Origin of the sequence: Mycobacterium sp. NPDC049093, from assembly GCF_040704635.1 — a bacterium.
Lineage (GTDB): Bacteria > Actinomycetota > Actinomycetes > Mycobacteriales > Mycobacteriaceae > Mycobacterium.
The window spans coordinates 1,040,513-1,066,466 of the sequence record NZ_JBEZJS010000001.1 but is presented as its reverse complement, the minus strand read 5'-3'; the positions used below and the strand labels follow the sequence as shown (position 1 = coordinate 1,066,466).

Sequence of the window (25,954 nt, the reverse complement as noted above, 5' to 3'; positions counted from 1 at the left end):
CGGGTCAGCCGGGTCCGGGATCAGGCGCGCGGCGGGCGGATCTCACGCGGCAACGCGAACACCAACGTCTCGTTGGCGGTGGTCACGGGCTGCACAGTGCCGTAACCATATTCGGCGAGCCGCTCGAGCACACCGCGCACGAGCACCTCGGGCACCGATGCACCGGAGGTGACGCCCACCGTGGTGACGCCCTCCAGCCAGGTCGGGTCGATGTCTTCGGCGTAGTCGACCAAGTGGGCGGCGTCGGATCCGGCGCCGAGGGCCACCTCGACCAGCCGCACCGAGTTCGACGAGTTACGCGAGCCGACCACGATCACGAGCTCACACTCGGGCGCCATCGCTTTGACGGCAACCTGACGGTTCTGCGTCGCGTAGCAGATGTCGTCGCTCGGCGGATCCTGCAACGTCGGGAACTTCTCACGGAGCCGGCGCACCGTCTCCATGGTCTCGTCGACGCTCAGCGTGGTCTGCGACAGCCAGATGACCTTGTTCGGGTCACGCACTGTCACCTGGTCCACCGCGTCCGGATTGTCGACGACCTGGACGTGGTCGGGTGCCTCACCCGCGGTGCCGACGACCTCCTCATGGCCGGTGTGACCGACGAGCAGGATGTCGTAGTCGTCGCGGGCGAACCGCTTGGCCTCGTTGTGCACCTTGGTGACCAGCGGGCAGGTGGCGTCGATCGTCCGGAGATTGCGGGCGGCGGCCTCGACGTGCACGGTCGGCGCGACGCCGTGTGCCGAGAACACCACGATCGCCCCTTCGGGCACCTCGTCGGTCTCGTCGACGAACACCGCGCCGGCCTTGGCCAGCGTTTCGACGACGTGCACGTTGTGCACGATCTCGTGGCGCACATAGACCGGTGCGCCGTGCTTCTCCAGGGCGCGCTCGACGGTCTCGACGGCGCGGTCCACACCCGCGCAGTATCCGCGCGGTTCGGCCAGCAGGACTCGCTTGCCAGAGGCTTGCGAACCGCCGCCTGACCTCACCGAGCTCGTGGCACCCGGGATACCCATATTGATTGTCGGCGGCATGGCTCCAGGGTACGGGGCGACAATGCAACGGAGCCAGCCGTGGCTGTGGCTAGTCTATGCACATGGGAACTGCACCGTACGGGGTCCGGCTGCTGGTGGGCGCGGCTGCGACCGCGATCGAGGAAACTCGCAAGCTGCCCCAAACCATCCTGACGTACCCCATGACGGTGGCCAGCCAGGCGGCCAACATCGTGATGCACGTCCAGCAGAACCTTGCCGAGCTGGTGGTCAAGGGCGATGAAACGCTCGAACAGCTGTTTCCGCCCAAGGACGAGCAGCCCGAGTGGGCCACCTTCGACGAGGATCTCGACTCCGACCTCGACGGCGCGACGGTAGACGACGCAGAGGCCACCGACGGCGACCGGCGTACCGAGGGGCGGTTCGCGCTGTACAGCACCGGGGAGCCCGAGGCCGCAGCTGGGACGAACGGCAAGTCCGCACGTGCCGCCGGCACAGGGGCGGCGCCTGACATCGCGGGCGAGCTCGGCTACGACGCGCTGACGCTGGCTCAGCTTCGGGCCCGGTTGACGTCGTTGCGCGTGGCCGACCTCGAAGCGCTGCTGGCCTATGAGGAGGCCGGCCGGGCCCGCGCACCGTTCGTCACGTTGCTCGCCAACAGGATCACCCGCGCGACCGCGAAGTGACCGAACCGGGCCAGTCGCCGGAGAACCCCTGGCCGGTGCGGGCCGTGGCGACCCGCGTCGCCAAGTGGATCGACCGACTCGGCACGGTGTGGGTCGAAGGGCAGCTGACCGAGCTCAAGATCCGGCCGGACTCCAAAACCGTCTTCATGGTGCTGCGGGATCCGGCCGCCGACATGTCCCTGACCCTGACGTGCCCGCGCGATCTGGTGCGCAATGCGCCGGTCAAGCTGTCCGAGGGCACCCAGGTGATCATCTGCGGCAAGCCCAACTTCTACACCGGTCGGGGCACATTCTCGTTGCGGGTCAGCGAGATTCGTGCGGTCGGTATCGGTGAGCTGCTGGCCCGGATCGAGCGGTTGCGTCGGCTGCTGGAGGCCGAAGGACTGTTCGACCCCCGCCTCAAACGGCCGATCCCGTTCCTGCCCAACACCATCGGCCTGATCACCGGACGCGCGTCAGCCGCCGAACGGGACGTGACGACGGTCGCCACCACCCGCTGGCCCGCGGTGCGTTTCGCGATCCGCAACACGATCGTCCAGGGACCCAATGCCGTTCCCCAGATCGTGGACGCGCTGGCGGCGCTGGACGCCGATCCCGACGTCGACGTCATCGTCCTCGCGCGCGGCGGCGGCAGCGTCGAGGACCTGCTGCCGTTCTCCGACGAGACGCTGTGCCGCGCCATCGTCGCCTGCCGCACCCCGGTGGTCAGCGCGATCGGCCACGAGCCCGACGCTCCCCTGTCCGATCTCGTCGCCGACCTCCGCGCGGCCACCCCGACCGACGCGGCCAAGCGGATCGTTCCCGACGCCGCCGCCGAACAGGCGCTGATCACCGATCTGCATCGACGCAGCGCCCGCGCGCTCCGCAACTGGGTGCACCGCGAGCAGCACCACCTGGAGCAGCTGCGCAGCCGCCCGGTCCTCGCGCAGCCCCTGGCGGGGCTCACCGCACGGTCCGACGAGATCTCGCGGGCCCGGGCCACCGCCCAACGCGACATCACCCGGCTGATCGCCGCGGAGACCGATACCATCGGCCATCTGTCTGCGCGGCTGACCGCGCTCGGCCCGGCAGCGACGCTGGCCCGCGGATATGCGGTGGTGCAGACGGTCCCGGCGTCGGGTGAGCCGACGGTGCTGCGTTCGGTGTCGGACGCACCGGAAGGCACCCGTCTGCGGGTCCGGGTGTCGGACGGAGTGATCACCGCCGTCAGTGACGGCAGCGAATAGAAGGTGTGAGCATCGTGAGTATTAATCCTATTAGTGAGTTGGGCTATGAAGAGGCCCGCGATGAGCTGATCGCCGTCGTGCAGCAGCTGGAGCAGGGTGGGCTCGACCTCGATGCTTCGCTCAACCTCTGGGAGCGAGGCGAGAAGCTGGCACAACGGTGCGAGGAACACTTAGCCGGAGCCCGCCAGCGCGTCGAGCAGGCACTGGCTGCACGCGAGGCCGAAGAAGATTGATCCAGCAACTATTTTTGCCGATCGCGCTCGAAACTGGAACCTGTTTCAGTTAAGCTGCCCGTCATGGGTGACGCATCTTTGACCACTGAACTCGGCCGCGTCCTGGTGACCGGAGGCTCCGGCTTCGTCGGCGCCAATCTGGTGACCGAGCTGCTCGACCGCGGATACGTGGTGCGCTCCTTCGACCGCGCGCCGTCACCGCTGGCCGACCACGCCGGCCTTGAGGTCATCGAGGGCGACATCTGCGACAAGCAGACCGTGGCCGCGGCCGTCAAGGACATCGACACCGTCATTCACACCGCGGCCATCATCGACCTGATGGGCGGCGCCTCGGTCACCGAGGAGTACCGGCAGCGCAGCTTCGCCGTCAACGTCGAGGGCACCAAGAACCTCGTACACGCGGCCCAGGAGGCCGGCGTCAAGCGCTTCGTCTACACCGCGTCCAACAGCGTGGTGATGGGCGGACAAGACATCGTCAACGGCGACGAGACCATGCCGTACACCGCCCGGTTCAACGACCTCTACACCGAGACCAAGGTCGTGGCAGAGAAGTTCGTGCTGGCACAGAACGGCGAGCACGGCATGCTCACCTGCGCGATCCGGCCCAGCGGCATCTGGGGCCGCGGCGATCAGACCATGTTCCGCAAAGTGTTCGAGAACGTGCTCGCCGGACACGTCAAGGTCCTGGTCGGCAACAAGAACATCAAGCTGGACAACTCCTACGTGCACAACCTGATCCACGGGTTCATCCTGGCCGGCCAGCACCTGGTCCCCGGCGGCACCGCACCCGGCCAGGCCTACTTCATCAACGACGGCGAGCCCATCAACATGTTCGAGTTCGCCCGCCCCGTCCTCGCGGCGTGCGGCCGCCCGCTGCCGACGTTCTATGTGTCAGGGCGCCTGGTGCACAAGGTGATGATGGCCTGGCAGTGGCTGCACTTCAAGTTCGCCCTGCCGGAGCCGTTGATCGAACCCCTTGCGGTGGAACGGCTTTACCTCAACAACTACTTCTCCATCGCGAAGGCCAAGCGCGACCTGGGCTACGAGCCGTTGTTCACCACCGAACAGGCAATGGCAGAGTGCACGCCCTATTACGTCGACATGTTCCGCCAGATGGAGTCGGCGAAGAAGGAGCCGGCCGCAGCGGTCGCTCGCTGAGCCCGACCGCGCGAATCCCTCACGCCCACAACGACATCAGCACGACATAGATCGTCGTACCGGCCAGGATCGACAACAGCGCGCTGCCGCGCACCCAGTGCAGGGCCGCCGTCGAAGCCACCGCGATGCCCAACCACAGCACTTGCCGAATACTGCCATCGGTGTGGCCGCGCAAGGTATAGATCGCCAGCATGGCCATCACCCCGAGCGGCATGTGCGTACTGAGGTAGCGCACCACGGTGCTGTGCCGCATCGGCGCGAGAACCGCGAACGGCAGCGCGCGCAACGCCCAGGTGATACCGGCCGCGACAGCCACCAGCAGCGCGATGTGACCGGTGCCGTCAGGCATGGCGGCGCCGTTCGACGCCGAGTCGGGCCAGCAGCACCACTGTGAAGCCGGCGAACGCGCAGACGAGCAGTTGGCCGGGCACCAACAGCCAGGCAACCACTGCACAGGCCACCGCCGTCAATGCGGTCAGCCGGTCGGGCCGCTGCCGGTACGCATCGATGGCCAGCACGACGAACAGCGCCGTCAGGGCGAAATCCAGCCCCTGCAATCGTTCGACCGGCAGCGCCGAACCGATCAATCCCCCCAGCGCGGCACCGGTGACCCAGAGCGCCTGCAACGCCGCCTGCATCATCAGAATCGGCCGACTCGTCCAGTGCTCGGCAGCCGGGCTCACCGCCACCGCGTACGCCTCATCCGACAGCGCGTAGGTGCTGTAGAGCTTGGCCACCGGACTCTTGACGCGGTCCAGCGGGAACGACAGCGCGTAGAACGCGTGCCGGCTGTTCACGATGAACGTGGTCAGTGCGACCGAGCCCACAGGTGCCGCCGTGGCCGCCAGCCCCACCATCAGGAATTCCAGGGATCCGGCGTAGATCACCGCGGCGAAGGCCGGCGCCCACCACCAATTCAGGCCCGCGTGGACCACCAGCAGCCCCAGAGCCATGCCCAGCGGAATGAACGCCAGGCCGATCGGCGCGGTCACCGACATGACCCCGCGCAAAGAGTGGTCGGACATGCCGAAGAGTGTGCCGCACCCGGTGCGGACACCCGGCCAGCCCGGTTCAGCGGTACAGATGCACGGGGTGGTGCGTGGACTGCTCGATGCGTGCCGATGCGGCATGCAGGAGATCGCTGCCCAAGGCGATGAGGGCACGGGCCGCAGCGATCTCCTCGCCGATCATCGGTGCGCCGGGGTCTTTCGGGTTGCGGTAGGCGTCCCCGGTGGTGGACATGGTGTCATCGCGCACCTGTGCCCGGGCCGACGCGTGGGTGTGGACCTCGTCCTCGGAGAACGCGATCTCGACGAGCCATTTGTTGGTCAGATCCTTGTCGTACATGTCAATCACCCTCCACCTCCAAGGGTGCGCCGGATACGGCGTCCACGCCAGAGGCGACATCGCGATCCAGCCAGAGCGTGAGGACGATGTGGCGGAGCATCGCCACGAATACCAGCGCCCACACCGCCAGCGCGATCCAGCTCTCGATGTATCCGATGCGCTCCACGATCGGCAGCTGATCGGCCTGCCCGAGGTAGTGGCCACCGACGCCGTACATGCCGAGCGGGAAGACCACGCTCCACAGGGTGGCGTCGTAGCGCAACGGAATGCGATGGACCCAGTGGCGCCAGATCCCGGCCGCGATCAGCGGGGGGATCAGCCAGGTGCCGAAGGCCCAGAAGAAGACCGACGTTCCCGCGATCAGGCCGCGCGTGGCGGCGACCATGGGTGCATCCGCCATCTCCACGATCCGAGCCCCGGCCACCACGGTGATGGCGGTGGCACCCATCGCCACCCAGTACGGCGGCGTGAGATCGGTGGGCAGCAGCGGGTACACCAGCATCCGAACGGCCACGAAGATGCCCGCTGCACCGTAGAGGAATATCCCGACCGACCAGGAGAACACCGCCAGCAACGCCAATTCCGAACGGCCCACGGCTATTTCGGGCTGCAATGCCGCGGCCAGCACCGCGATGGACTGGCTGGCCACCACCCAGATGAACCAGGTGCCGTTGGCGCTCTGCAGCACCGGTCGGACGGCTTGACCGAGCACCGCCGTCCACGGCACCACATAGCCCAGCACCATCCAGGCGACCCAGCCGATCGCCAAGAGTGTGAACGCCAACCCGTAATGGCCGTCGGCGGCCAATCGGGTGCCGACCACGCAGGTCGCGGCCACGAACGTGAACATGGCGAAACCGCGGCTCGGATCGGTCAGGTCGGCCATGAACTCACGGCGGGAGGCGACGATACGGATGACCGTCAGCGTCACCAGAACCACGTAGGCGACGCCCGCGATCCACAACAGCACCACCGAAATCGCATGCGCACGGTGGTATGTCATTGCGATGGACGTGATTCCGGTGCCCATGACGAGCGCGAAGTAACCGGGGTGCAGGGTGCGCACTGCCTCGCGGACTGTCGGCTCACTCATGGCTTTGGTCTTACCACTGCAACGCTGGACGAATGCGTAAATATCCGGCGACAGGCGGACGAAGCCGCGGCGAGCACGCCACAGAGCGCCTAAGGTCGGAATCGGGTCGGGGTGGATCTGTCGAGGCGAGGAGCCAACATGCCTAACGGCAAGCCGAACATTCTCGTGATCTGGGGCGACGACATCGGCATCAGCAACCTCAGTTGCTACAGCGACGGGCTGATGGGCTACCGCACCCCGAACATCGATCGCCTTGCCAACGAGGGCATGCGATTCACCGACTCCTACGGTGAGCAAAGTTGCACCGCCGGCAGAGCGGCCTTCATCAGTGGACAAAGCGTCTACCGCACCGGAATGAGCAAGGTCGGCATACCCGGAGCCGACATCGGCTGGGCCGCCGAAGATCCGACGATCGCCGAGCTGCTCAAACCGATGGGCTACGCCACCGGCCAGTTCGGCAAGAACCACTTCGGCGACCTCAACAAGTACCTGCCCACCGTGCACGGCTTCGACGAGTTCTTCGGCAACCTCTACCACCTCAATGCCGAAGAAGAGCCGGAGAACTTCGACTATCCGCACGAGGATCGCTACCCGAGGCTCTACAACCTGGCCAAACCGCGTGGCGTCTTGAAGTGCAAAGCCACCGACACGGTCTCGACCGAACCCGATGACCCGAAGTACGGGGCGGTCGGAAAGCAGACCATCGAGGACACCGGTCCGCTGAACACCAAGCGCATGGAGACCATCGACGAGGACATCGCCGACGCGACCGTCGACTACATCAAGCGCCAGCACGGCGAGGGCAACCCGTTCTTCGTGTGGTGCAACTTCACCCATATGCACCTCTACACCCACACCAAGCCGGAAAGCCGTGGGCAGGCCGGGTTGTGGCAGTCGCCGTACCACGACACGATGATCGACCACGACCGCAATGTGGGCACGGTGCTCAACGTGCTCGACGAGCTCGGGATCGCCGACGACACCATCGTCATCTACTCCACCGACAACGGCCCGCACCGCAACACCTGGCCCGATGCCGGCACCACCCCGTTCCGCAGTGAGAAGGACACCAACTGGGAGGGCGCCTTCCGGGTGCCGGAGCTGATCCGGTGGCCCGGAAAGATCAAGGCGGGCACGGTTTCCAACGAGATCGTCCAGCACCACGACTGGCTGCCCACCCTGCTCGCGGCCGCGGGTGACCCCGACATCAGCGAGAAGCTGAAGAAGGGGCACAAAGCCGGGGCCGACGGCGAGACTGAGTACAAGGTCCACGTCGACGGGTACAACCTGTTGCCGTACCTGACCGGCGAGGTCGAGGAGAGCCCTCGACGCGGGTTCTTCTACTTCTCCGACGACGGCGATCTGGTGGCGATGCGGTTTGAGAACTGGAAGATCGTGTTCGCCGAGCAGCGCTGCCAGGGCACACTGCGGATCTGGGCCGAACCGTTCACGCCTTTGCGCGTGCCGAAGCTGTTCAACCTGCGCACCGACCCCTACGAGTACGCCGACATCACGTCGAACACGTACTACGAGTGGATGCTGCGCCACGACTACTTCGTGTTCTACGCGACGGCGATGGCGACGAAATTCCTCGAAACGTTCGAGGAGTTCAAGCCGCGGCACCCACCGGCCAGTTTCAGCATCGACCACGCGGTCGAGAAGCTGCACGCGTTCCTGGCCAAGGACTGACCAAGCAGGAGTTGTGTTTTCCCTGAGAGACGGGCAAGTCCGTCCTCCGATGCGCTGTGGGCACATAACGTCAGGACTGGGTCGAGGGGACAGGTAGCAGGCGCGACAACAGCATCCGATACGAAAGCGAGGCCTGGCACATGCCGAACAACCAACCCAACATCCTGGTCATCTGGGGCGACGACATCGGGATCAGCAATCTGTCCTGCTACAGCATGGGACTGATGGGCTATCGAACACCCAACATCGACCGCATCGCCAAAGAAGGCATGCTGTTCACCGATTCCTACGGCGAGCAGAGCTGTACGGCCGGCCGATCGTCATTCATCACCGGCCAAAGTGTGTATCGCACAGGCCTGTCCAAGGTCGGCATGCCCGGAGTGGACGTCGGAATGTCCCCCGAAGACCCAACGATCGCATCGCTGCTGAAACCGCTCGGCTACGCCACCGGTCAGTTCGGCAAGAACCATCTCGGTGACCTCAACCAGTATCTGCCGACCAATCACGGCTTCGACGAGTTCTTCGGCAACCTGTACCACCTCAACGCCGAAGAGGAGCCGGAGCACCCCGACTACCCGACCGAAGAAGAGGCCCCCCATTTGCGCAGGAAGATGCTGCCGCGTGGGGTGGTCCATTCCTGGGCGACCGAGGAGGAGTCCGACGAGGTCGACGAGCGCTTCGGCCCGGTAGGCAAACAACGCATCGAAGACACCGGACCGCTGTCCAAGAAACGCATGGAGACCATCGACGACGAAACCACCGAGGCCTGCATCGATTTCATCAAACGCCAGAAGGAAGCGGACAAGCCGTTCTTCGTCTGGATGAACACCACCCACATGCATTTCCGCACGCACACCAAGCCCGAAAGCGTCGGACAGGCTGGGCGCTGGCAGTCCGGCTACCACGACACGATGGTCGACCACGACCGCAATGTCGGTCAGCTGCTGGATGCGCTCGACGAGTTGGGCCTGGCCGAGGACACCATCGTCATCTACTCGACTGACAACGGTCCGCACGCCAACACCTGGCCCGATGGTGCGACCACGCCGTTCCGCAGTGAGAAGAACACCAACTGGGAAGGCGCGTTTCGCATCCCGGAGCTGATCCGCTGGCCCGGCAAGATCGAAGCCGGCAGCGTCTCCAACGAGATCGTCCAGCATCACGACTGGCTGCCGACCTTCCTGGCCGCGGCCGGCGACGCCGACATCGTCGAGAAGCTCAAGAAGGGCTACAAGGCCGGGGACACAAAGTACAAGGTTCACATCGACGGCTTCAACCTGTTGCCGTACCTCACCGGCGAGGTCGGCAAGAGCCCTCGCCGCGGGTTGATCTACTTCTCCGACGACTGCGACGTACTCGGGGTGCGCATCGACAACTGGAAAGTGGTGTTCATGGAGCAGCGCTGCCAGGGCACGCTGCAGATCTGGTTCGAACCGTTCACTGTCCTGCGCGCGCCGAAGCTGTACAACCTGCGCACCGACCCCTACGAGCGCGCCGACATCACCTCCAACACCTATTGGGATTGGTGGTTCGAACACGACTACCTCGCCCTCATGGCCAACGCATTGGTCACCCAGTTCCTAGAGACCTTCAAGGAATTCCCACCGCGCCGCGAACCGGCCTCGTTCACCATCAGCAACGCAGTCGATCAACTCCACAACTTCCTCGAACGCATGGGCGGCTGACCAGGTGTTGAAATCCTGGAACGACGGGCCCACGAAGTCGGCGATCGTCGACTTCGTGGGGCGCGTCACCGAGCAGGTGGCTCCTGAGGAGCGCGTCGCCGTGTTCGACAACGACGGCACGCTGTGGTGTGAGAAGCCGGCGTACATCCAGCTGGACTTCCTGGTGCGCCGACTGGCCGAGCAAGCCGCGGCCGACCCGGCGCTGGCAGCCACACAGCCGTACCAGGCTGCGGCTGCCGGCGACCTGGCCTGGTTCGGCGATGCCGTCACCAAGCACTACAACGGCGATGACTCTGCTCTCAAAATCCTTGCCGGCGGCATACTTTCGGCCTATGCCGGACTGACTGTCGAGGACCACGCCGACCGGATCAAGGCGTTCTTCGCCGAGGCGCAGCACCCGACGCTGGGGCGTCCGTACACCACGTGCGGCTATCTGCCGATGGTCGAGTTGCTGCGTTACCTGGAGGCCAACGGCTTCACCAACTACATTGTCTCCGGTGGCGGCCGCGATTTCATGCGTCCGGTGACGGTATCGATGTACGGCGTCCCGCCTGAGCGCGTGATCGGCAGTTCGGTGGGGTTGGATTTCGTCGACGGTCAACTCAGGACGACAGCCACCCCCGAGTTCCTGAACGATGGACCGGTCAAGGCGGTGCGGATCTGGGGGCGCATCGGGCGTCGGCCGATCTTCGCGGTCGGCAACTCCAACGGCGATATCCAGATGCTGGAGTACACCGCCGGCGGCGCGGGTCCGTCGTTGAGCATGGTGGTGCGCCACGATGATGCCGACCGCGAATTCGATTACACGGCAGGGGCCGAGAAGGCGCTGGGGCTCGCCGCCGACCGCGGCTGGACGGTGGCGAGCATGCGCAAAGATTGGACGACGGTCTTTGACTGACTCCGCACCAAGGTCGTCGACTCTGCGTCCAGGGCGCGAAAGTGCGAGTACCCTTCGCCCTCACCGCAGAGTCGACGCATGACATCGGCCGATCTGGTGTGGGTTCCGGCGCAGACGACGATCCTCGGCTCCGACGCGCATTACCCCGAAGAGGCACCGGCACGCGAGGTTGCGACCGCGGGGTTTTGGATCCAGCGCCACCAGGTGACGAATAGCGAATTCGCGCAGTTCGTTTCGGCCACCGGCTACATCACAGTCGCCGAACGTCCGGTGAACCCCGACGATTTCCCGGGTGCCCCACCCGAGAACCTCGTCCCCGGCTCGATGGTGTTCCGGCGCACTGCGGGGCCGGTGGATCTGCGACACATCAGCCAATGGTGGGCATGGACGCCGGGTGCGCGCTGGAACCACCCACGCGGACCACGCTCGTCACTGAAAGGCCGCGAGCAGCACCCCGTGGTGCACATCGCCTTTGACGACGCTGCGGCCTACGCGGACTGGGCCGGCCTGGAACTGCCGAGCGAGGCCGAGTGGGAAACCGCGGCCCGCGGCGGAATCGTCGGTGCGGCATACACGTGGGGCGACCAGCCCGAGCAACCCGGGCAGCGCCTCGCGAACTACTGGCACGGCGAATTCCCGTACCTACCCGACACCGGTTATGGCACAACGAAACCGGTCGGAAGCTTCGAGCCCAACGGCTACGGCCTGTTCGACATGGCAGGCAACGTCTGGGAGTGGACCAGCGACTGGTACGGCGCGGACCGGGCCACCACGCCGTGCTGCGCCGCAGATACCTATGACCCTGACCAGCCCCAGTTCCAGATCGGGCGCAAGGTGATCAAGGGGGGCTCATTCCTGTGCGCCGACAGCTACTGCATGCGCTACCGGCCGGCCGCCCGGCGACCCCAGATGGTGGATACCGGCATGAGCCACATCGGTTTTCGGTGCGTCAAAGCGCCCTAGCCGAACGCCGGCGCCACGAAGCGCCTCAACATCTCTTGCTCGGCCGCCTCGTCGGCTCCCGGCCAGACCAACAACGACAACACCAGCCGCACGATCCACGCCGCGGCCGCCGGGTCGTCCTCGCCGAGTCCGGTCAGTTCGGTGGCGAATGCGGCAAGGACCGGCGATTGCGCCAGGTCCGCCATTCCTCCCTCGCTCCGCAGTGAGCTGAGCAGCAGGCCGAACATTGGGTCGGCCCGGATGCGTTGCAGCGCAACGGTAACGGCGACCAACACCCGTTCCGCTCCGGTCAGGCCGTCGACTGCACGACGCACCTCCCCCACGATCGATACGGCCAACCTGGCCAGCACGGCGTCGCGAATCTGCGTCTTACCCCCGGCATGCCGGTACACCGTCGCGCGTGAGCAGTGGACCCGCGCCGCCAACGCATCGATATCCAGAGCATCCAGTCCGTCGCGGGCAGCCATCTCGGCCGCGGCGGCATAGATCCGTTCGGCAGCCTCGACACGTCGGTCGCCCCCGACCAACCAGTCTTCACGCCTGGGAGACATGATGCCCAATTTATCGCATGATGCGACAAAATGCCTCGAAGATCTCACGAGAAGCGCAGATCACCGCCCGCGATTGAGACGCCCCCGCAACCGGCAACCCGGCGGCGAATATCAACATGTGCCGCCATCGTTGACGGGCCTCGAACAGCCAGCCAACCTGGCCAAATGCTCCTGGCACACGAACTGTTCCAGCCCGCTTGCCTGCAGGATCCGTATCCGCTCTATGACCGCCTGCGGGCGCACGCACCGGTGGCACAGGTCGGCGACTCACCGTTCTTCGTGGTGAGCTCGTTCGACGCCGTCCTCGAGGCCACCGCCCGCACGCACGACTTCTCGTCGAACCTCACCGCCACCATGTGGTCCCAGGCCGACGGCACCGTCAGCGCGTTCGGCATGGGCGAGCCGGGCGGCCCCATCCACGTACTGGCCACCGCTGACGATCCGGCTCATGCCGCCCACCGCAAATTGGTGCTGCCACGGATGGCGGCCAAGCGGATCTCGGAGCTCGAGCCCTTCATCGCCGCCACGGCTGCGGACCTGCTCGCCCAGGCCGCCGGGGAGTTCGAGTGGATGTCGGCCGTGGCAGACCGGCTGCCCATGATGGTGGTCGCGCAACTGCTGGGCCTGCCGTCCGAAGACGTGGACCGACTCGTGGCGTGGGCCTATGCCAGCACCCAACTCCTGGACGGGCTCGTCGACTCCGAGCAGCTGACCGCATCGGGGATCGCAGCCGTCGAACTCGGCGGCTACCTGACCGAACGGTTTGTCGAAGCATCGGCAAATCCAGGCGAGAATCTGCTGGGCGACCTGGCGACCTACTGTGGGGCCGAGCGCGTGTCCCGCGACACGGCGGTGTTCATGCTGATCCAACTGGTGGGCGCGGGAGGCGAATCGACGGCGTCGTTGATCGGCAGCGCCGTCGGGATACTAAGCCGTCAGCCCGAACTGGCAGGGAAATTGCGCCAGGATCCCACGATGATCGCGCCGTTCCTGGAAGAGGTGTTGCGGTTCGAATCCCCGTTCCGCGGCCACTACCGGCATGTACTGGCCGATGCCGAACTGGCGGGCGTAACGCTGCCGGCGGACAGCCACCTACTGCTGCTGTGGGGTGCAGCCAACCGAGATGAGGCGGCGTTCGACGCTCCGAACGAGTTCCGGCTGGATAGGCCGAATATCAAGACTCACTTGGCATTCGGCAAGGGCGGGCACTTCTGTCTCGGGGCCGCACTGGCCCGTCTCGAAGCCCGCATCGTGATCTCGGCTCTGCTCGGCATCACCGACACCATCAGTCCAGCCGGGGCTGCCGAATGGCAACCCAGCCTGTTGGTGCGGCGGTTACGTCAGCTTCCGCTGAGCCTGCGGTGAACTGCCTGGAACTCAGGCAGCCTGCGCGGCGAGCGCAATGCTGTCGTCGTCGACGAACACCAGACCGCCGTCGTCGAGGTTGACTGCCCACCGGCGCGCCGGTTCGACAATTCGCTCGCCGGCGACCTCAACCGCGGTCCCGGCCAAGTCTGCGAAATCTTCGACGACGGTGCCGTGCAATTCGTCGTCAGTTCCCGGATAAACGACCACCGAGGAACCCACAGCAACCTCTTCGGCAATTTCGCCGGAGTCGCTGTCGTTAACCCCCGTCACGACATCTTCGGACATCCCACACCTCCCCAATTACTGACGCGTGCAACCGAGTACATCACAAACGCCTGCGATTGGCTCACTTTCGTCGATACGTACAGCCACACCTTGCATACCCCTCGGGCAAATTTCCAAATCCGGCGACGACGACCGTTCGGGCAAATGCGTCACACTGAGATGGCCAGCGTGTCTCCGGTCACACTTAACGTCGCAAAGTGCCACTGGCCGATGCTTTTGAGGCAACGGCAGCAACATTCGCCGACCTCGCGCTCTCCCAGCACAACGGAGGGTCACCGGTTGCTGAGCAACCCCGGGCGAACGCCTGCCGGTGAACGCGCGATGGAGTTCCGGATCGCGGTGACACACACCACACCTGCGTTCGCTAGTGTTGCAACACGTTCTAGCGAGGAGGCCTATGTCCGACGCTGTTTTGGTTACCGGCGCGTTCGGTTTGGTGGGCTCAGCCGTGGTGAAGACGCTGGCCGCCGGCGGACGCACGGTGGTCGCGACCGATCTCGACGTGCCGGCGAACCGTAAGGCTGCCGCCGCGCTCCCCTCATCTGTCGACGTGCGCTGGGCCGATCTGACCGACGCCGCGGCCGTCGACGCACTGGTGGCGGCGGTCGCGCCGGCGGCGATCATCCACCTCGCCGCCATCATCCCGCCGTTCTGCTACATGCGTCGCGGGCTGGCCCGCAAGGTGAACGTCGAGGCCACCGCATCGCTGCTGCGGGCCGCCCAGGCCCAGCCGACCCCGCCCCGATTCGTCCAGGCCTCAAGCATCGCGGTCTACGGCGCCCGCAATCCGCACCACATCGACGATGTGCTGACCCCCGACACCCCGGTAAACCCGTCCGACATCTACGGCACGCACAAGGTGGAGGCCGAGGCCCTGGTCCGGGCCTCGAAGTTGGACTGGCTGATCCTGCGTCTCGGTGGGGTCATGAGCTCCGAGTTCAGCCTCGGCATCGACGTCGACCTCATCTCGTTCGAGAGCGTGCTGCCCGCCGACGGGCGGCTGCAGACCGTCGATGTGCGCGATGTCGCGGCCGCCTTCGTCGCGGCCACCACAGTCCCGACCGAGACCGCCAACCACGAGGTGCTGCTGATCGGCGGCGACGCCGAGACGCACCGGCACATCCAGTCCGCGGTCGGTTCGCAGGCGGCTGCCGCGATGGGAATCAAGGGTGGCCTGCCGATCGGCCGTCCCGGCAATCCCGACGATGACGCCGCCTGGTTCGCCACCGACTGGATGGACACCAGCCGCTCGCAGGAGGCGCTCGGGTTCCAGCATCACTCGTGGCCGCAGCTACTCGCCGACACCAGGGCGAACGCCGGCCTGAAGCGTTTTCCGATTGGCCTGGCCGCTCCCCTGATCCGCGCGTTCCTGCGGTCGAAGTCCGCGTACAAGGACTATCCGGGCACACTGGCCGACCCATGGAACGCGATTGACAAGAAGTGGGGCGATCACCGTCCCGACGAGCAAGCGGACGGGAGTCGAGCATGAACCAGCGGGTCGCGATCGTCATCGGCGGAGCTTCGGGGATCGGCTGGGCCAGCGCCCAGGCCCTGGCCGCCGACGGCTGTCGCATCGTGGTGGCCGACCGTGACGCTGACGGAGCCGCAGCCCGGGCCACTCAACTCGGAGCGCCGCACACGAGCCACTACGCCGACGTCACCGACGAGAGCTCGGTGGAGAAGCTGTTCGCCGACGTTACCCGGGCCGGATCTATTGACATCGTGCTCAACTGCGCGGGATTCAGCAACGTCGGGCTGATCACCGACCTGGCAGCCGAGGACTTCCGCTCAGTCGTCGACGTCTGCCTCAACGGCGGGTTCATCGTCGCCAAGCACGCCGGGCGTAACCTGCCCGAAGGTGGTGTCCTGGTGTCGATTTCATCGCTGAACGGGCGCCAGCCCGCGGCCGGCATGAGCGCCTACTGCGCGGCCAAGGCCGGATTGTCGATGCTGACGCAGGTGGCCGCGCTGGAGATGGGACCACGCGGCATCCGGGTCAACGCGATCGCGCCGGGATTTGTGAAGACGCCGCTGACCGATCCCGCGGCGATGATCCCCGGCGTGGTCGAGGAGTACATCGAGAACACCGCACTGGGCCGCAGCGGAACCCCCGAGGACATCGCGGCCGCCGTGGTGTTCCTGTGTTCACCCCAGGCCTCGTGGCTGACCGGCGAGGTGCTCGATCTCAACGGCGGCGCACACCTCAAGCGTTACCCGGACATCCTCGGACACGTCATGAAGCTGGCCCAGGCGTGACCTCTCTGGCCGGCAAGCAGGCACTGGTCACCGGCGCCGGATCCGGAATCGGTGCGGCGCTGTGCCGCGCGCTGGCCGGCGCGGGCACCGAGGTGCTCTGCACCGACATCGACGAGGACGCCGCAGCCCGCACTGCGGCTCCGCTCGGCGCCCGGTCGGCACGTCTGGACGTCACCGATGCGGCCGCCGTGCAGGCCGCGGTCGACGGCGTGGTGGACCGGGCCGGTCGGCTCGACCTGATGTTCAACAACGCAGGCATCGTCTGGGGCGGCGACACCGAGCTCCTGACGTTGGACCAGTGGAACGCCATCATCGACATCAACGTGCGCGGCGTCGTCCATGGCGTCGCCGCGGCGTATCCACAGATGATCCGGCAGGGCCACGGCCACATCGTCAACACCGCCTCGATGGCAGGTCTGGCTGCGGCGGGCCAGCTCACGAGCTATGTGATGACCAAGCACGCCGTCGTCGGGCTGTCGATGGCGCTGCGATCGGAAGCGGCCGCCCACGGCGTGGGCGTGCTGGCAGTGTGCCCGGCGGCGGTGGAGACGCCGATCCTGGACAAGGGCGCGGTCGGCGGCTTCGTCGGACGCGACTACTTCCTGCAGGGCCAGGGCGTCAAAACCGCCTACGACGCCGACCGGCTCGCCGCCGACACCCTGCGTGCGATCGCGCGCAACAAGGCCATCCTGGTCAAACCCCGTCGCGCCCAGGCCTCATGGCTGTTCGCGCGGGTGGCACCGGGCCTGATGCAGCGACTCTCGATGCGCTTCGTCGCCTCCCAGCGGGCCAGTCAGGCCGCGCACCGCTCGACTGAGGGCTCGAGCGTCACGCCAGAGTGACGCTCAATGCCGACCGTCACGCCAGCGTGGCGATAGGGTCAGCCCAACGGCGGGAAGGGACCCGATGAAAGACGAGTTCACCCTCACCCAGAAGCGGGCGCTGGCGGTCGTCACGGTGCTGGCCGTGCTGCTCGGCGCGTACTTCCTGCGTGGCTTCTTCGTCCTGATCGTGATGGCTGCCGTCGGCGCGTATCTGTTCACCCCGCTCTACCAACGGTTTCAGCGCCGATTCGGCACCGGCCTGTCTGCCACGCTCACGCTGCTGGTCGCCATCCTCATGGTGATCATCCCGGTGGCACTGGTGGTTTTCATGGCCATCGTGCAGGTGACCCAGCTCGTCAACACGGTCAGCACCTGGATCGCCGACACCGATGTCAGCACCCTGGGCGACCGGACCCTGCAACTGGTCAACTCACTGCTGGGCCGGGTACCGTTCCTGGACATCCACCTGACGGCGGATTCCTTGCGCGACACCGTGGTCAAGCTTTCTCAGCACCTCGGCGAGTGGCTGCTCGGCATCCTGCAGGGCGCGGTCGGCGGCATGGTCGGCGCGATCACGGCATCGATCATCTTCCTGTACGTGTTCATCTCGATGCTGGTCAACAACGCCGAGATGGCCACGCTGATCCGCCGGCTGAACCCGCTCGGCGAGGAGATCACCGACCTGTACCTGGCCAAGACCGGGGCCATGGTGAAGGGAACCGTCAAGGGACAGTTCGTGATCGCGTTCTGCCAGGGCGTGGCCGGGGCCATCTCGATCTACATCGCCGGCTTCCACAACGGGTTCTTCGTCTTCGCGATCCTGCTGACCGCCCTGTCGGTGATCCCGCTCGGTGGCGGCATCGTGACCATTCCGTTCGGCATCGGAATGATGTTCTTCGGCAACATCATCGGCGGCATCTTCGTGGTGGTGTTCCACCTACTGGTGGTCACCAACATCGACAATGTGCTGCGCCCCTGGCTGGTACCCAAGGCCGCCCGCTTGGATCCGGCACTGATGCTGCTGGCGGTGTTCGCCGGCATCTCGATGTTCGGATTCTTCGGCCTGGTGATCGGGCCGGTGCTGATGATCATCATCGTCACCACGGTCAGCGTCTACCTGGCAGTCTTCAAGGGCGTCGAGCTGGAGACCACCGAGCCCGACGAGCCGGGTCAGCGGCCGTGGCGACGCATCTGGGAGTGGATCCAGAAGCGGCTCGGGGGCAAGCACGACGCACCCCGAGCCGAATCCGATCCAAAAGCCGAAGCAGACGCTACGAAGCCAGCCGCTCCGTGAGGAAGGCCACCACCCGCTTACGCGCCTCGTACGCGGGATGCCCGTCGACCTCACGGACCTGATCGGTCAGCACCGAGTGGGCCGACGCGGACAGACCGTCGGGATTGCCCTTTTTCGAATTGATCTCGATCACCTCGAACGCGTCACCCAGGCGGGCCTTGAGGGTGGCGAACCGCTCCCCCGGCACCAGTTTGTCCTGGCTGAACCGAAGGGCCAGCGCGCACAGTCCGTCATTGGCAACGCGCTGTTCGACGATCTTGAGCTCGGCCTCCGACATCCCCGGATCGCGTTTCTGCGCCGCGGTCAGGGCGACCGGCACCGACGGTTGGCTCAGCACCGGCGCCAGCACGCTGTCGTCGACGGCGGCGGCGAGCGCGAAGCCGCCCGTGAAGCACTGTCCGATGATGCCGACTCCCTTACCCGGGGTGCTGGCGTTGAGATCGCGGGCCAGCGCCCGGAGGTAATGCGCGACGGGCCGGTCGGCGTTCGTCGCGAATGCCGAAAACTCCCGTGTCACACACGCTTTCACCGTGACCGCGATGGCGCCGGGGCGGACCGCAGCGGCACCGGGGGTGCCGAACAGTGACGGTGCGGCCACCGTGAAGCCGTTGTCCACCAGATGGTTGCCCAGCGCGAGCACGCCGGGATGCAGACCGGGAATCTCGGGAATCAGGACCACGCCGGGGCCTTCGCCCTTGCGGTAGACGTCGTAGGTCTGATCGGCGGCGGTGAAGGGGGTGGCGGTCCACCCGGTGAGATCTGCAACTGGCGACGACAACACGGGCTCCATCCGTTAGTGCGTCACGGCCTCTTGATCGGCAGCGGCGACTGCTTCTGCGTCGCACTCGCCAGCGTACGGTACTCATCGGTACCACCGGCGCCGGTGATCGCGACCTGAGCCGGTCCGCTCAGCTTCGTCGTCCACACCGGTTCCGGGTCACTGCTCTCGTAGACCACCCAGGTCACCCCGTCGACGTCCTGGGTGCCGGACGCATACGAATCCGGCTTGATCGAGGCCACCAGGGCGGCCTCGTCGGCATTGCTCTGGGTCAGACTCAAGTACTTGCCGTTGGGAGCGAGGTAGCCGATGCGCGACGACACCGCGCGGCCATGTTGACCGTCCGGCAACGTCAGGCCGCCGTCGATGCCATGGCGACTGCCGGAGTTGGGCTGCCAGCCCTCGGGCAGCTGAGGCAGCCGGATCGGGATCTTCAATGTGTCGGCGTCGGCCTGCAGCGCGGCCGGAGCATCGAATTCCGGGGCCGGACCGGCCCCGGGCCCACCCGCCTGAAACGAGCACATCCCCAGCATCCCGGCCAGCACGATGCAGGCCACCACCAGCGGCGCCATCGACCAGAACATGTCCCGGCCGTCCTGCAGCAACCGCGACTTTTCCGGCTTCGGGACCGGGGTTGGCTGAGACGTCGGCTCGGAGGACATGCTCGCCAGTATCCCAGCTCCCAAACGCTGACCACGTTCTGGGACAATCTGGGCCATGAGTCCCACGCGGGGGGAAGCCCCGGATCGCAACCTTGCCCTCGAGCTCGTCCGGGTGACCGAGGCCGGCGCCATGGCGGCAGGCCGCTGGGTAGGCCGCGGCGACAAGGAAGGCGGCGACGGGGCCGCTGTCGACGCCATGCGTGAGCTGGTCAACTCGGTGTCGATGCGCGGTGTCGTGGTCATCGGCGAGGGCGAGAAAGACGAAGCCCCGATGCTCTTCAACGGTGAAGAGGTCGGCAACGGCGACGGGCCGGAGTGCGACTTCGCCGTCGACCCGGTCGACGGCACCACGCTGATGAGCAAGGGCATGCCCAACGCGATCTCGGTGCTCGCCGTCGCCGAGCGCGGTGCGATGTTCGACCCGTCCGCGGTGTTCTACATGAACAAGATCGCCGTCGGCCCCGAGTGCGCCGACGCCATCGACATCACCGCTCCCATCGGCGAGAACATCCGGCGGGTGGCCAAGGTGCGCGGCGCCTCGGTGAGCGATCTGACCGTGTGCATCCTGGACCGGCCGCGCCACGCCCAGCTGATCGAGGATGCCCGCGCCGCCGGTGCGCGCATCCGGCTGATCACCGACGGCGACGTCGCAGGCGCCATCTCGGCCTGCCGCCCCAACTCCGGCACCGACATCCTGGCCGGCATCGGCGGCACCCCCGAAGGCATCATCGCCGCGGCGGCGATCCGTTGCATGGGCGGCGCGATCCAGGCCCAGCTGGCCCCCACCGACGACGCCGAACGACAGAAGGCACTCGACGCCGGCTACGACCTGGACCAGGTGCTGTCGACCGACGACCTGGTCTCGGGTGACAACGTCTTCTTCTGCGCCACCGGCGTCACCGACGGTGACCTGCTCAAGGGCGTGCAGTACTACCCGGGCGGGTGCACCACCCAGTCCATCGTGATGCGGTCCAAGTCCGGCACCGTCCGCATGATCGAGGCCTACCACCGGCTGACCAAACTCAACGAATATTCCGCCATCGACTTCACCGGCGACAAGACCGCCGCCTACCCGCTCCCGTAACTCGCCAGAAAGGGCAACATGAGCACCGATACCGACGGAGCTGTCGAGTACCGCATCGAGCACGACACCATGGGCGAGGTCCGGGTGCCGGTCAACGCCCTGTGGCGGGCGCAGACCCAGCGCGCCGTGGAGAACTTCCCGATCTCCTTCCGCGGGCTGGAGCGCACCCAGATCCGCGCGCTGGGCCTGCTGAAGGCGGCCTGCGCGCAGGTCAACAAGGACCTGGGCCTGCTCGCCGCCGACAAGGCCGACGCCATCATCGCCGCGGCCGGCGAGATCGCCGACGGCCTGCACGACGACCAGTTCCCGATCGACGTGTTCCAGACCGGTTCGGGCACCAGCTCCAACATGAACGCCAACGAGGTGATCGCCTCGATCGCCGCCCGCAACGGGGTTGAGGTCCACCCCAACGATCACGTCAACATGTCGCAGAGTTCCAATGACACGTTCCCGACGGCCACCCACATTGCGGCTACCGAAGCCGCTGTGCGCCATCTGATTCCGGCGCTCGAGGTGCTCCACGAGTCGCTGGCCGCCAAGGCCAGGCAGTGGAAGACCGTGGTCAAGTCGGGCCGGACCCACCTGATGGACGCGGTGCCCGTCACCCTGGGCCAGGAGTTCGGTGGCTACGCCCGCCAGATCGAGGCCGGTATCGAGCGGGTAAAGGCCACGCTGCCCCGCCTCGGTGAGCTCGCCATCGGCGGCACAGCCGTGGGCACCGGGCTCAACGCCCCCGACGGCTTCGGCCCCAAGGTGGTCGAGGTGCTGGTGAACCAGACCGGCCTGGCCGAATTGCGTACCGCCGCCGACTCGTTCGAGGCCCAGGCGGCCCGCGACGGGCTGGTCGAGGCATCGGGTGCCCTCAAGACCATCGCCGCCTCGCTGACCAAGATCGCCAACGACGTGCGCTGGATGGGGTCCGGCCCACTGACCGGCCTGGGCGAGATCCAGCTGCCGGACCTGCAGCCGGGTAGCTCGATCATGCCGGGCAAGGTCAATCCGGTTCTGCCCGAGGCGGTTACCCAGGTGGCCGCGCAGGTCATCGGCAACGACGCCGCCGTCACCGTCGGCGGCCTGTCCGGTGCCTTCGAGCTCAACGTGTACATCCCGATGATGGCCCGCAATGTGCTCGAATCGTTCACCTTGCTGTCCAACGTGTCTCGGTTGTTCGCCGAGAAGTGCATCGACGGCCTGGTGGCAAACGAGGAGCACCTGCGCACCCTGGCCGAGTCCTCCCCCTCGATCGTGACGCCGCTGAACTCGGCGATCGGCTACGAGGAGGCCGCCAAGGTCGCCAAGCAGGCGCTCAAGGAGAAGAAGACCATCCGCCAGACGGTCATCGACCGCGGCCTGATCGGCGACAAGCTGTCGGAGGCCGAGCTGGACAAGCGCCTCGATGTCCTGGCCATGGCGAAGGTGAAGGAAGGCGAGTAGCCCTCGCTTTCTGCCGAGGCGCCCCGAGACCACCAGGTTTCGGGGCGCTTTCGTTTGAACGTTACTCAGGAAGCGGTGCGGCCCAACGCAACACGGTCCCACCGTCGGGCCCGTCGGTGATGGTGAACCGGCCGTCGGCACTCAACGCCCGGGCCCGCAGATTCCCCAGGCCGCTCTCGGTGATCTCGGCGGCGATCCCGCAGCCGTTGTCCGACACCTCGATGGACAGGTCGTCGGCCACCTCGACGAGAACCGCGAGTTCACTTGCCCCCGAGTGACGTACCGCATTGCTGATCGCCTCGCGCAGCACCGCCTCGGCATGGTCGGCCAGGGTCGCATCGACCACCGACAGTGGGCCGACGAACCGTGTGCTGATGTGTATCGGCGCGTCGGCGAACTGGGCGATTACGTCGTCGAGCCGCTGCCGCAGCCGCGTCGTACCGGCGTGGGCACCGTGCAGGTCGAAGATCGCGGTCCGGATCTCCTGGATGACCGCCTGCAGATCGTCGACGGTGTCGGTGAGCCGCTGCTGCACCTCCGGAGAATGCGCGCGCGGGATCGTGCCCTGCAAGGACAGTCCGACCGCGAACAGGCGCTGGATGACGTGGTCGTGCAGGTCCCGGGCGATGCGGTCGCGATCGGCCAGGATCTCCAGCTCGCGCACGTTGCGCTGGGAGCTGGCCAGTTGCCAGGCCACCGCGGCCTGGTCGGCGAACGCTGCGGCCATGTCCAGTTGCTCGGCGGTGAAACTCTGGGCACCGTCGGCCCGCACGGCCACCAGCACGCCCGCCACGGTGTCGGTGGCACGCAGCGGCAACACCAGCGCCGGGCCACCCGCGCCGTCCAGCTCGAGGCGGTCCAGCCGGTGCGGCGTGCCATCGTGGAACGCCGCACCCACCGCCGCCTCCGCTGCGTGCGGGCCCACCGGGATCGAGTCGATCGTGGTCGGACGCCCTGCCGTCGCGGCCACCACGAGGGTGTCGGCCTCATCGGCGGGAACCTCGCTGCCGGGCACCGCGACGACGATGCGGTCGGCACCGGTCAGGTTGAGCGCCTCGTCGGCCACCATCCGGAACACCCTGGCCGGATCGGTGCCGCCGAGTAGTTCGGTCCCGATATCGCGGGTGGCCGCGATCCAGGCCTGACGGTCACGGGACAGCTGGTAGAGCCGGGCATTCTCCACCGCGACTCCGGCTGCCGCGGCCAGGGCCTCCACCAGCACCTCGTCGTCCTCGCTGAACGGCTGCCCGTTGGTCTTGTCGGTGAGGTAGAGGTTGCCGAACACCTCGTCACGGATGCGCACCGGGACGCCGAGAAAGGTCCGCATCGGCGGATGGTTGGGCGGAAATCCCACCGACGCCGGGTGTTCGTGAATGTCGTTGAGCCGGATCGGTTTCGGATCGTCGATCAGCACGCCGAGCACGCCACGCCCCTCGGGCAGATGACCGATCACGGCCCGGGTTTCGTCGTCGATGCCCTGATACACGAACTCGGTCAGCTCGTGGTCGTCGCCACGTACGCCCAGTGCGCCATAGCGGGCGTCGACCAACTCGATCGCCGTGCGCACGATGGTGCTGAGCGTGACCTCGAGGTCCAGGCCCGAGGTCACCGCGAGCATGGCCTCCACCAGGCCGTCGATGCGGTCGCGGCCGGTGATGATCTGCTCGACCCGGTCCTGGACCTCGGTGAGCAGTTCGCGCAGTCGCAGCTGCGAGAGGGTGTCCCGCAACTGTGGAGTTCGCTGTTCATCGTCGGGGTGCGCACCATGCCCAGTCACGTCCACCATGCTGGCACTACCGGCCGTGGGGCACCAAGCTCGTCCAACTCGTCACCGCGCGGCCGGCTCAGGTCCGAACCGAAACCTGCGACCGGTGACCCGGACGGGTGAGACCCGGACATAGTGCGTCTTCGCCGTCGCCGTCCATGGCAGTAACTGCGCCCGTTCGGCCTCGTCGAGTTCATCGTCGGTGCGCAGGGTGCGTGCCACGCCGCGCACGATCACGCTCCAGCCTTCGGCTGCGTTGTGGTCGTCGGCTTCGAACACCACATGGTTGTTGATCGCCGCACTGATCAGTTTCGTCCCCGCCGCGGTGCGGAACAGGATGGTTCGGTTCTGCACCACGAAGTTGACCGGGAAGACGTGCGCCTCGTCGTCGACCGCGGTGACGAGGCGGCCGAGCGACGCACTGCCCAACAGCTCCCAACTCTCACGCTCGGACAGAATCTCGACCGGCTCACTGCGCGTTGATATTCCGGTTTCCATAGCGACGACGCTATTGCGGGTGTAGAGCGCGGCGCCATGGGCAAAGGCCCTATCCGTCAGTGACCAAAGGCCCTGGCATCACTGATGATTACGACGTTCCAGGTTGGAAGCGAATACCGCGGCCTGGGTGCGACGTTCCATGCCCAGCTTGGCCAGCAACCGCGACACGTAGTTCTTGACGGTCTTCTCGGCAAGGAACATCCGGGCCGCGATCTGCCGATTGGTCAGCCCCTCCCCCAGCAGGTCGAGCAGCACGCGCTCCTGCTGGGTCAGCCCGGCCAACGGGTCGGACCGCTCGGCGTCGCCGCGCAGTTTCGCCATCAGCGCCGTGGCGGCGCGATTGTCCAGCAGCGACTTCCCGGCCCCGACGTCCTTGATCGCCTGGGCCAGTTCCATCCCCTTGATGTCCTTGACGACATAGCCGCTGGCGCCGGCCAGGATGGCGTCCAGCATGGCCTCGTCGGAGGTGAACGACGTCAACATCAGGCAGCGCAGATCGGGCATGCGCGACAACAGGTCCCGGCAGAGTTCGATGCCGTTGCCGTCGGGCAGCCGGACGTCGAGCACCGCGACGTCGGGCTTCAGCGCCGGCACCCGGGCCAGGGCCTGCGCCACCGAATCGGCCTCACCGATCACGTCGAGCTCAGGGTCGGCGCTGAGCAGGTCGATCAGCCCGCGGCGGACCACCTCATGGTCGTCGACCAGAAAGACTCTGATCATTCCCCGAGTCTCACAACCGATGGCGCCGATCGCAAGTGAGCACCGCGCAACCCGAGTGCGCCAACGCCGCCTGCAACCCGGCGGAATCGGGGTGATCGGCACCGAGCACGAGCAGTTGCGCCGATTCCGGATGTGCCGTCAGGTATTCCGCGACGCCGGCGTAGCCGTCGATGCTCTGCACATCGAGGTCCGGGGATCGTTTCAGCGCGCGGGCCAGGCGGCGCTCGAGCTGTGCCGCCGACAACCGGTCACGCTCGGCGACGGCGGTCGCGTCGTACATCTCGCGGTGCCGGGCGCCCCAGGTGGTCAGCACCCGCAACGGCGCACCGCGTCCCACGGCCTCCTCGATCGCGGCGTGCAGCGCGTCGTTGCTCGCGGTGCGGCCGTCGGCTTCGACCACGACGGCCGCACCAGTGGCGGTAGCTGCGGCGGCGGGGGCGATCAGGGTGTCGGTCATGGTCATCT

The 25,954-nt window shown here is 66.6% G+C and carries 27 protein-coding genes and 1 pseudogene; 15 read left to right on the top strand and 13 right to left on the bottom strand.

All coding sequences use genetic code 11. The features are described from left to right. Positions 1-20: 20 nt before the first annotated feature. Positions 21-1,034: a 4-hydroxy-3-methylbut-2-enyl diphosphate reductase gene (locus tag AB0876_RS05290; RefSeq protein ID WP_055116664.1), complete on the bottom strand. Its 1,014-nt coding sequence runs from the start codon at positions 1,032-1,034 to the stop codon at positions 21-23. Between the two features lie 62 nt (positions 1,035-1,096). On the opposite strand from AB0876_RS05290, the gene AB0876_RS05285 reads away from it, so the two are divergent. From AB0876_RS05285 to AB0876_RS05270, 4 genes are all read left to right on the top strand, one after another. Further along, positions 1,097-1,678 carry a lipid droplet-associated protein gene (locus tag AB0876_RS05285; RefSeq protein ID WP_491839438.1) on the top strand — a complete coding sequence of 194 codons (582 nt, stop codon included), beginning with the start codon at positions 1,097-1,099 and terminating at the stop codon, positions 1,676-1,678. Continuing rightward, the gene (xseA, locus tag AB0876_RS05280) at positions 1,675-2,904 is read left to right on the top strand and encodes an exodeoxyribonuclease VII large subunit (RefSeq protein ID WP_526041405.1); all 1,230 of its coding nucleotides are present in this window, start codon (positions 1,675-1,677) and stop codon (positions 2,902-2,904) included. Before AB0876_RS05285 ends, xseA begins: the two co-directional genes overlap by 4 nt. 20 nt (positions 2,905-2,924) lie before the next feature. Further along, the gene (locus AB0876_RS05275; protein ID WP_526041476.1) at positions 2,925-3,137 is read left to right on the top strand and encodes an exodeoxyribonuclease VII small subunit; all 213 of its coding nucleotides are present in this window, start codon (positions 2,925-2,927) and stop codon (positions 3,135-3,137) included. 63 nt (positions 3,138-3,200) lie between these two features. Further along, positions 3,201-4,295: a 3-beta-hydroxysteroid dehydrogenase gene (locus AB0876_RS05270; RefSeq protein ID WP_526041404.1), complete on the top strand. Its 1,095-nt coding sequence runs from the start codon at positions 3,201-3,203 to the stop codon at positions 4,293-4,295. Positions 4,296-4,314: 19 nt separating this feature from the next. On the opposite strand, the gene AB0876_RS05265 is transcribed toward AB0876_RS05270, so the two are convergent. Genes AB0876_RS05265 through AB0876_RS05250 form a run of 4 tightly spaced genes read right to left on the bottom strand, consistent with a single transcriptional unit; the run spans position 4,315 to position 6,735 of the window. Beyond that, positions 4,315-4,644, bottom strand: coding sequence for a branched-chain amino acid transport AzlD family protein (locus AB0876_RS05265; protein ID WP_526041403.1), 330 nt, complete (start codon positions 4,642-4,644; stop codon positions 4,315-4,317). Next, positions 4,637-5,320 (bottom strand): AzlC family ABC transporter permease, encoded by a 684-nt coding sequence (locus tag AB0876_RS05260; RefSeq protein ID WP_526041402.1) that lies wholly within the window; start codon positions 5,318-5,320, stop codon positions 4,637-4,639. Before AB0876_RS05260 ends, AB0876_RS05265 begins: the two co-directional genes overlap by 8 nt. A gap of 46 nt (positions 5,321-5,366) precedes the next feature. Beyond that, positions 5,367-5,642 (bottom strand): dsRBD fold-containing protein, encoded by a 276-nt coding sequence (locus AB0876_RS05255; protein WP_491839433.1) that lies wholly within the window; start codon positions 5,640-5,642, stop codon positions 5,367-5,369. 1 nt (position 5,643) lies between these two features. After that, entirely contained in the window at positions 5,644-6,735 is a 1,092-nt protein-coding gene (locus AB0876_RS05250; RefSeq protein WP_526041401.1) for a tellurite resistance/C4-dicarboxylate transporter family protein, read from the bottom strand. A gap of 138 nt (positions 6,736-6,873) precedes the next feature. On the opposite strand from AB0876_RS05250, the gene AB0876_RS05245 reads away from it, so the two are divergent. The 4 genes and pseudogenes from AB0876_RS05245 to AB0876_RS05230 all read left to right on the top strand — a co-directional run. Further along, the gene (locus AB0876_RS05245) at positions 6,874-8,424 is read left to right on the top strand and encodes an arylsulfatase (RefSeq protein WP_491839431.1); all 1,551 of its coding nucleotides are present in this window, start codon (positions 6,874-6,876) and stop codon (positions 8,422-8,424) included. Positions 8,425-8,564: 140 nt separating this feature from the next. Continuing rightward, positions 8,565-10,109: an arylsulfatase gene (locus AB0876_RS05240; protein ID WP_526041400.1), complete on the top strand. Its 1,545-nt coding sequence runs from the start codon at positions 8,565-8,567 to the stop codon at positions 10,107-10,109. Between the two features lie 4 nt (positions 10,110-10,113). Continuing rightward, positions 10,114-11,007, top strand: coding sequence for an HAD family hydrolase (locus AB0876_RS05235; protein ID WP_491839429.1), 894 nt, complete (start codon positions 10,114-10,116; stop codon positions 11,005-11,007). 75 nt (positions 11,008-11,082) lie between these two features. Further along, positions 11,083-11,970 (top strand): annotated as a pseudogene (locus AB0876_RS05230) (formylglycine-generating enzyme family protein); the annotation flags it as partial. Here the strand turns inward: AB0876_RS05230 and AB0876_RS05225 are convergent. Continuing rightward, on the bottom strand, positions 11,967-12,521 hold the full coding sequence (locus AB0876_RS05225; RefSeq protein WP_491839428.1) for a TetR/AcrR family transcriptional regulator: 555 nt from the start codon (positions 12,519-12,521) through the stop codon (positions 11,967-11,969). The pseudogene AB0876_RS05230 and the gene AB0876_RS05225 overlap by 4 nt on opposite strands. 165 nt (positions 12,522-12,686) lie before the next feature. On the opposite strand from AB0876_RS05225, the gene AB0876_RS05220 reads away from it, so the two are divergent. Then, positions 12,687-13,886, top strand: a complete 1,200-nt coding sequence (locus AB0876_RS05220; RefSeq protein WP_526041399.1) for a cytochrome P450 — start codon at positions 12,687-12,689, stop codon at positions 13,884-13,886. 12 nt (positions 13,887-13,898) lie between these two features. On the opposite strand, the gene AB0876_RS05215 is transcribed toward AB0876_RS05220, so the two are convergent. After that, on the bottom strand, positions 13,899-14,174 hold the full coding sequence (locus tag AB0876_RS05215; RefSeq protein ID WP_236732109.1) for a hypothetical protein: 276 nt from the start codon (positions 14,172-14,174) through the stop codon (positions 13,899-13,901). 397 nt (positions 14,175-14,571) lie between these two features. Between AB0876_RS05215 and AB0876_RS05210 the strand changes: the two genes are divergently transcribed. From AB0876_RS05210 to AB0876_RS05195, 4 genes are all read left to right on the top strand, one after another. After that, positions 14,572-15,663 (top strand): cholesterol dehydrogenase/isomerase, encoded by a 1,092-nt coding sequence (locus AB0876_RS05210; protein ID WP_526041398.1) that lies wholly within the window; start codon positions 14,572-14,574, stop codon positions 15,661-15,663. Further along, complete coding sequence (locus AB0876_RS05205; RefSeq protein ID WP_526041397.1) at positions 15,660-16,430, top strand: SDR family NAD(P)-dependent oxidoreductase; 771 nt, start codon at positions 15,660-15,662, stop codon at positions 16,428-16,430. The genes AB0876_RS05210 and AB0876_RS05205 overlap by 4 nt, the downstream gene beginning before the upstream one ends. Continuing rightward, positions 16,427-17,272, top strand: coding sequence for an SDR family NAD(P)-dependent oxidoreductase (locus AB0876_RS05200; RefSeq protein WP_526041396.1), 846 nt, complete (start codon positions 16,427-16,429; stop codon positions 17,270-17,272). The genes AB0876_RS05205 and AB0876_RS05200 overlap by 4 nt, the downstream gene beginning before the upstream one ends. Before the next feature lie 64 nt (positions 17,273-17,336). Beyond that, entirely contained in the window at positions 17,337-18,548 is a 1,212-nt protein-coding gene (locus AB0876_RS05195; RefSeq protein ID WP_491839423.1) for an AI-2E family transporter, read from the top strand. Here AB0876_RS05195 and AB0876_RS05190 read toward each other — a convergent pair. Then, the gene (locus AB0876_RS05190) at positions 18,526-19,338 is read right to left on the bottom strand and encodes a dienelactone hydrolase family protein (protein WP_491839422.1); all 813 of its coding nucleotides are present in this window, start codon (positions 19,336-19,338) and stop codon (positions 18,526-18,528) included. The genes AB0876_RS05195 and AB0876_RS05190 overlap by 23 nt on opposite strands. 11 nt (positions 19,339-19,349) lie before the next feature. After that, complete coding sequence (locus AB0876_RS05185) at positions 19,350-19,988, bottom strand: DUF4245 domain-containing protein (protein ID WP_491839421.1); 639 nt, start codon at positions 19,986-19,988, stop codon at positions 19,350-19,352. A 55-nt stretch (positions 19,989-20,043) separates the two neighbouring features. On the opposite strand from AB0876_RS05185, the gene glpX reads away from it, so the two are divergent. Both glpX and AB0876_RS05175 read left to right on the top strand, forming a co-directional pair. Next, positions 20,044-21,072: a class II fructose-bisphosphatase gene (glpX, locus tag AB0876_RS05180; protein WP_166906048.1), complete on the top strand. Its 1,029-nt coding sequence runs from the start codon at positions 20,044-20,046 to the stop codon at positions 21,070-21,072. An 18-nt stretch (positions 21,073-21,090) separates the two neighbouring features. After that, entirely contained in the window at positions 21,091-22,506 is a 1,416-nt protein-coding gene (locus tag AB0876_RS05175; RefSeq protein ID WP_491839420.1) for a class II fumarate hydratase, read from the top strand. A 61-nt stretch (positions 22,507-22,567) separates the two neighbouring features. Here the strand turns inward: AB0876_RS05175 and AB0876_RS05170 are convergent, their stop codons facing one another. The 4 genes from AB0876_RS05170 to AB0876_RS05155 all read right to left on the bottom strand — a co-directional run bounded on the left by AB0876_RS05170 (position 22,568) and on the right by AB0876_RS05155 (position 25,946). Continuing rightward, positions 22,568-24,292, bottom strand: a complete 1,725-nt coding sequence (locus AB0876_RS05170) for a GAF domain-containing sensor histidine kinase (protein WP_491839419.1) — start codon at positions 24,290-24,292, stop codon at positions 22,568-22,570. A 42-nt stretch (positions 24,293-24,334) separates the two neighbouring features. Continuing rightward, positions 24,335-24,769 (bottom strand): pyridoxamine 5'-phosphate oxidase family protein, encoded by a 435-nt coding sequence (locus AB0876_RS05165; protein ID WP_055116705.1) that lies wholly within the window; start codon positions 24,767-24,769, stop codon positions 24,335-24,337. 78 nt (positions 24,770-24,847) lie between these two features. Next, complete coding sequence (gene dosR / locus AB0876_RS05160) at positions 24,848-25,489, bottom strand: hypoxia response regulator transcription factor DosR/DevR (protein ID WP_491839418.1); 642 nt, start codon at positions 25,487-25,489, stop codon at positions 24,848-24,850. 10 nt (positions 25,490-25,499) lie between these two features. Next, positions 25,500-25,946, bottom strand: coding sequence for a universal stress protein (locus AB0876_RS05155; RefSeq protein ID WP_157923437.1), 447 nt, complete (start codon positions 25,944-25,946; stop codon positions 25,500-25,502). Positions 25,947-25,954: the final 8 nt, after the last annotated feature.

Bases quoted from the DNA above. Each gene is read 5' to 3' on its own strand.
- AB0876_RS05155 (WP_157923437.1), bottom strand. From the start codon at position 25,946: ATGACCGACACCCTGATCGCCCCCGCCGCCGCAGCTACCGCCACTGGT.
- AB0876_RS05165 (WP_055116705.1), bottom strand. From the start codon at position 24,769: ATGGAAACCGGAATATCAACGCGCAGTGAGCCGGTCGAGATTCTGTCC.
- AB0876_RS05210 (WP_526041398.1), top strand. From the start codon at position 14,572: ATGTCCGACGCTGTTTTGGTTACCGGCGCGTTCGGTTTGGTGGGCTCA.
- AB0876_RS05175 (WP_491839420.1), top strand. From the start codon at position 21,091: ATGAGCACCGATACCGACGGAGCTGTCGAGTACCGCATCGAGCACGAC.
- AB0876_RS05225 (WP_491839428.1), bottom strand. From the start codon at position 12,521: ATGTCTCCCAGGCGTGAAGACTGGTTGGTCGGGGGCGACCGACGTGTC.
- AB0876_RS05290 (WP_055116664.1), bottom strand. From the start codon at position 1,034: ATGCCGCCGACAATCAATATGGGTATCCCGGGTGCCACGAGCTCGGTG.
- glpX (WP_166906048.1), top strand. From the start codon at position 20,044: ATGAGTCCCACGCGGGGGGAAGCCCCGGATCGCAACCTTGCCCTCGAG.
- AB0876_RS05250 (WP_526041401.1), bottom strand. From the start codon at position 6,735: ATGAGTGAGCCGACAGTCCGCGAGGCAGTGCGCACCCTGCACCCCGGT.
- AB0876_RS05260 (WP_526041402.1), bottom strand. From the start codon at position 5,320: ATGTCCGACCACTCTTTGCGCGGGGTCATGTCGGTGACCGCGCCGATC.
- AB0876_RS05255 (WP_491839433.1), bottom strand. From the start codon at position 5,642: ATGTACGACAAGGATCTGACCAACAAATGGCTCGTCGAGATCGCGTTC.
- dosR (WP_491839418.1), bottom strand. From the start codon at position 25,489: ATGATCAGAGTCTTTCTGGTCGACGACCATGAGGTGGTCCGCCGCGGG.
- AB0876_RS05190 (WP_491839422.1), bottom strand. From the start codon at position 19,338: ATGGAGCCCGTGTTGTCGTCGCCAGTTGCAGATCTCACCGGGTGGACC.
- AB0876_RS05215 (WP_236732109.1), bottom strand. From the start codon at position 14,174: ATGTCCGAAGATGTCGTGACGGGGGTTAACGACAGCGACTCCGGCGAA.
- AB0876_RS05185 (WP_491839421.1), bottom strand. From the start codon at position 19,988: ATGTCCTCCGAGCCGACGTCTCAGCCAACCCCGGTCCCGAAGCCGGAA.
- AB0876_RS05205 (WP_526041397.1), top strand. From the start codon at position 15,660: ATGAACCAGCGGGTCGCGATCGTCATCGGCGGAGCTTCGGGGATCGGC.
- AB0876_RS05170 (WP_491839419.1), bottom strand. From the start codon at position 24,292: ATGGTGGACGTGACTGGGCATGGTGCGCACCCCGACGATGAACAGCGA.
- AB0876_RS05265 (WP_526041403.1), bottom strand. From the start codon at position 4,644: ATGCCTGACGGCACCGGTCACATCGCGCTGCTGGTGGCTGTCGCGGCC.
- AB0876_RS05220 (WP_526041399.1), top strand. From the start codon at position 12,687: ATGCTCCTGGCACACGAACTGTTCCAGCCCGCTTGCCTGCAGGATCCG.
- AB0876_RS05285 (WP_491839438.1), top strand. From the start codon at position 1,097: ATGGGAACTGCACCGTACGGGGTCCGGCTGCTGGTGGGCGCGGCTGCG.
- AB0876_RS05195 (WP_491839423.1), top strand. From the start codon at position 17,337: ATGAAAGACGAGTTCACCCTCACCCAGAAGCGGGCGCTGGCGGTCGTC.
- AB0876_RS05240 (WP_526041400.1), top strand. From the start codon at position 8,565: ATGCCGAACAACCAACCCAACATCCTGGTCATCTGGGGCGACGACATC.
- AB0876_RS05270 (WP_526041404.1), top strand. From the start codon at position 3,201: ATGGGTGACGCATCTTTGACCACTGAACTCGGCCGCGTCCTGGTGACC.
- AB0876_RS05245 (WP_491839431.1), top strand. From the start codon at position 6,874: ATGCCTAACGGCAAGCCGAACATTCTCGTGATCTGGGGCGACGACATC.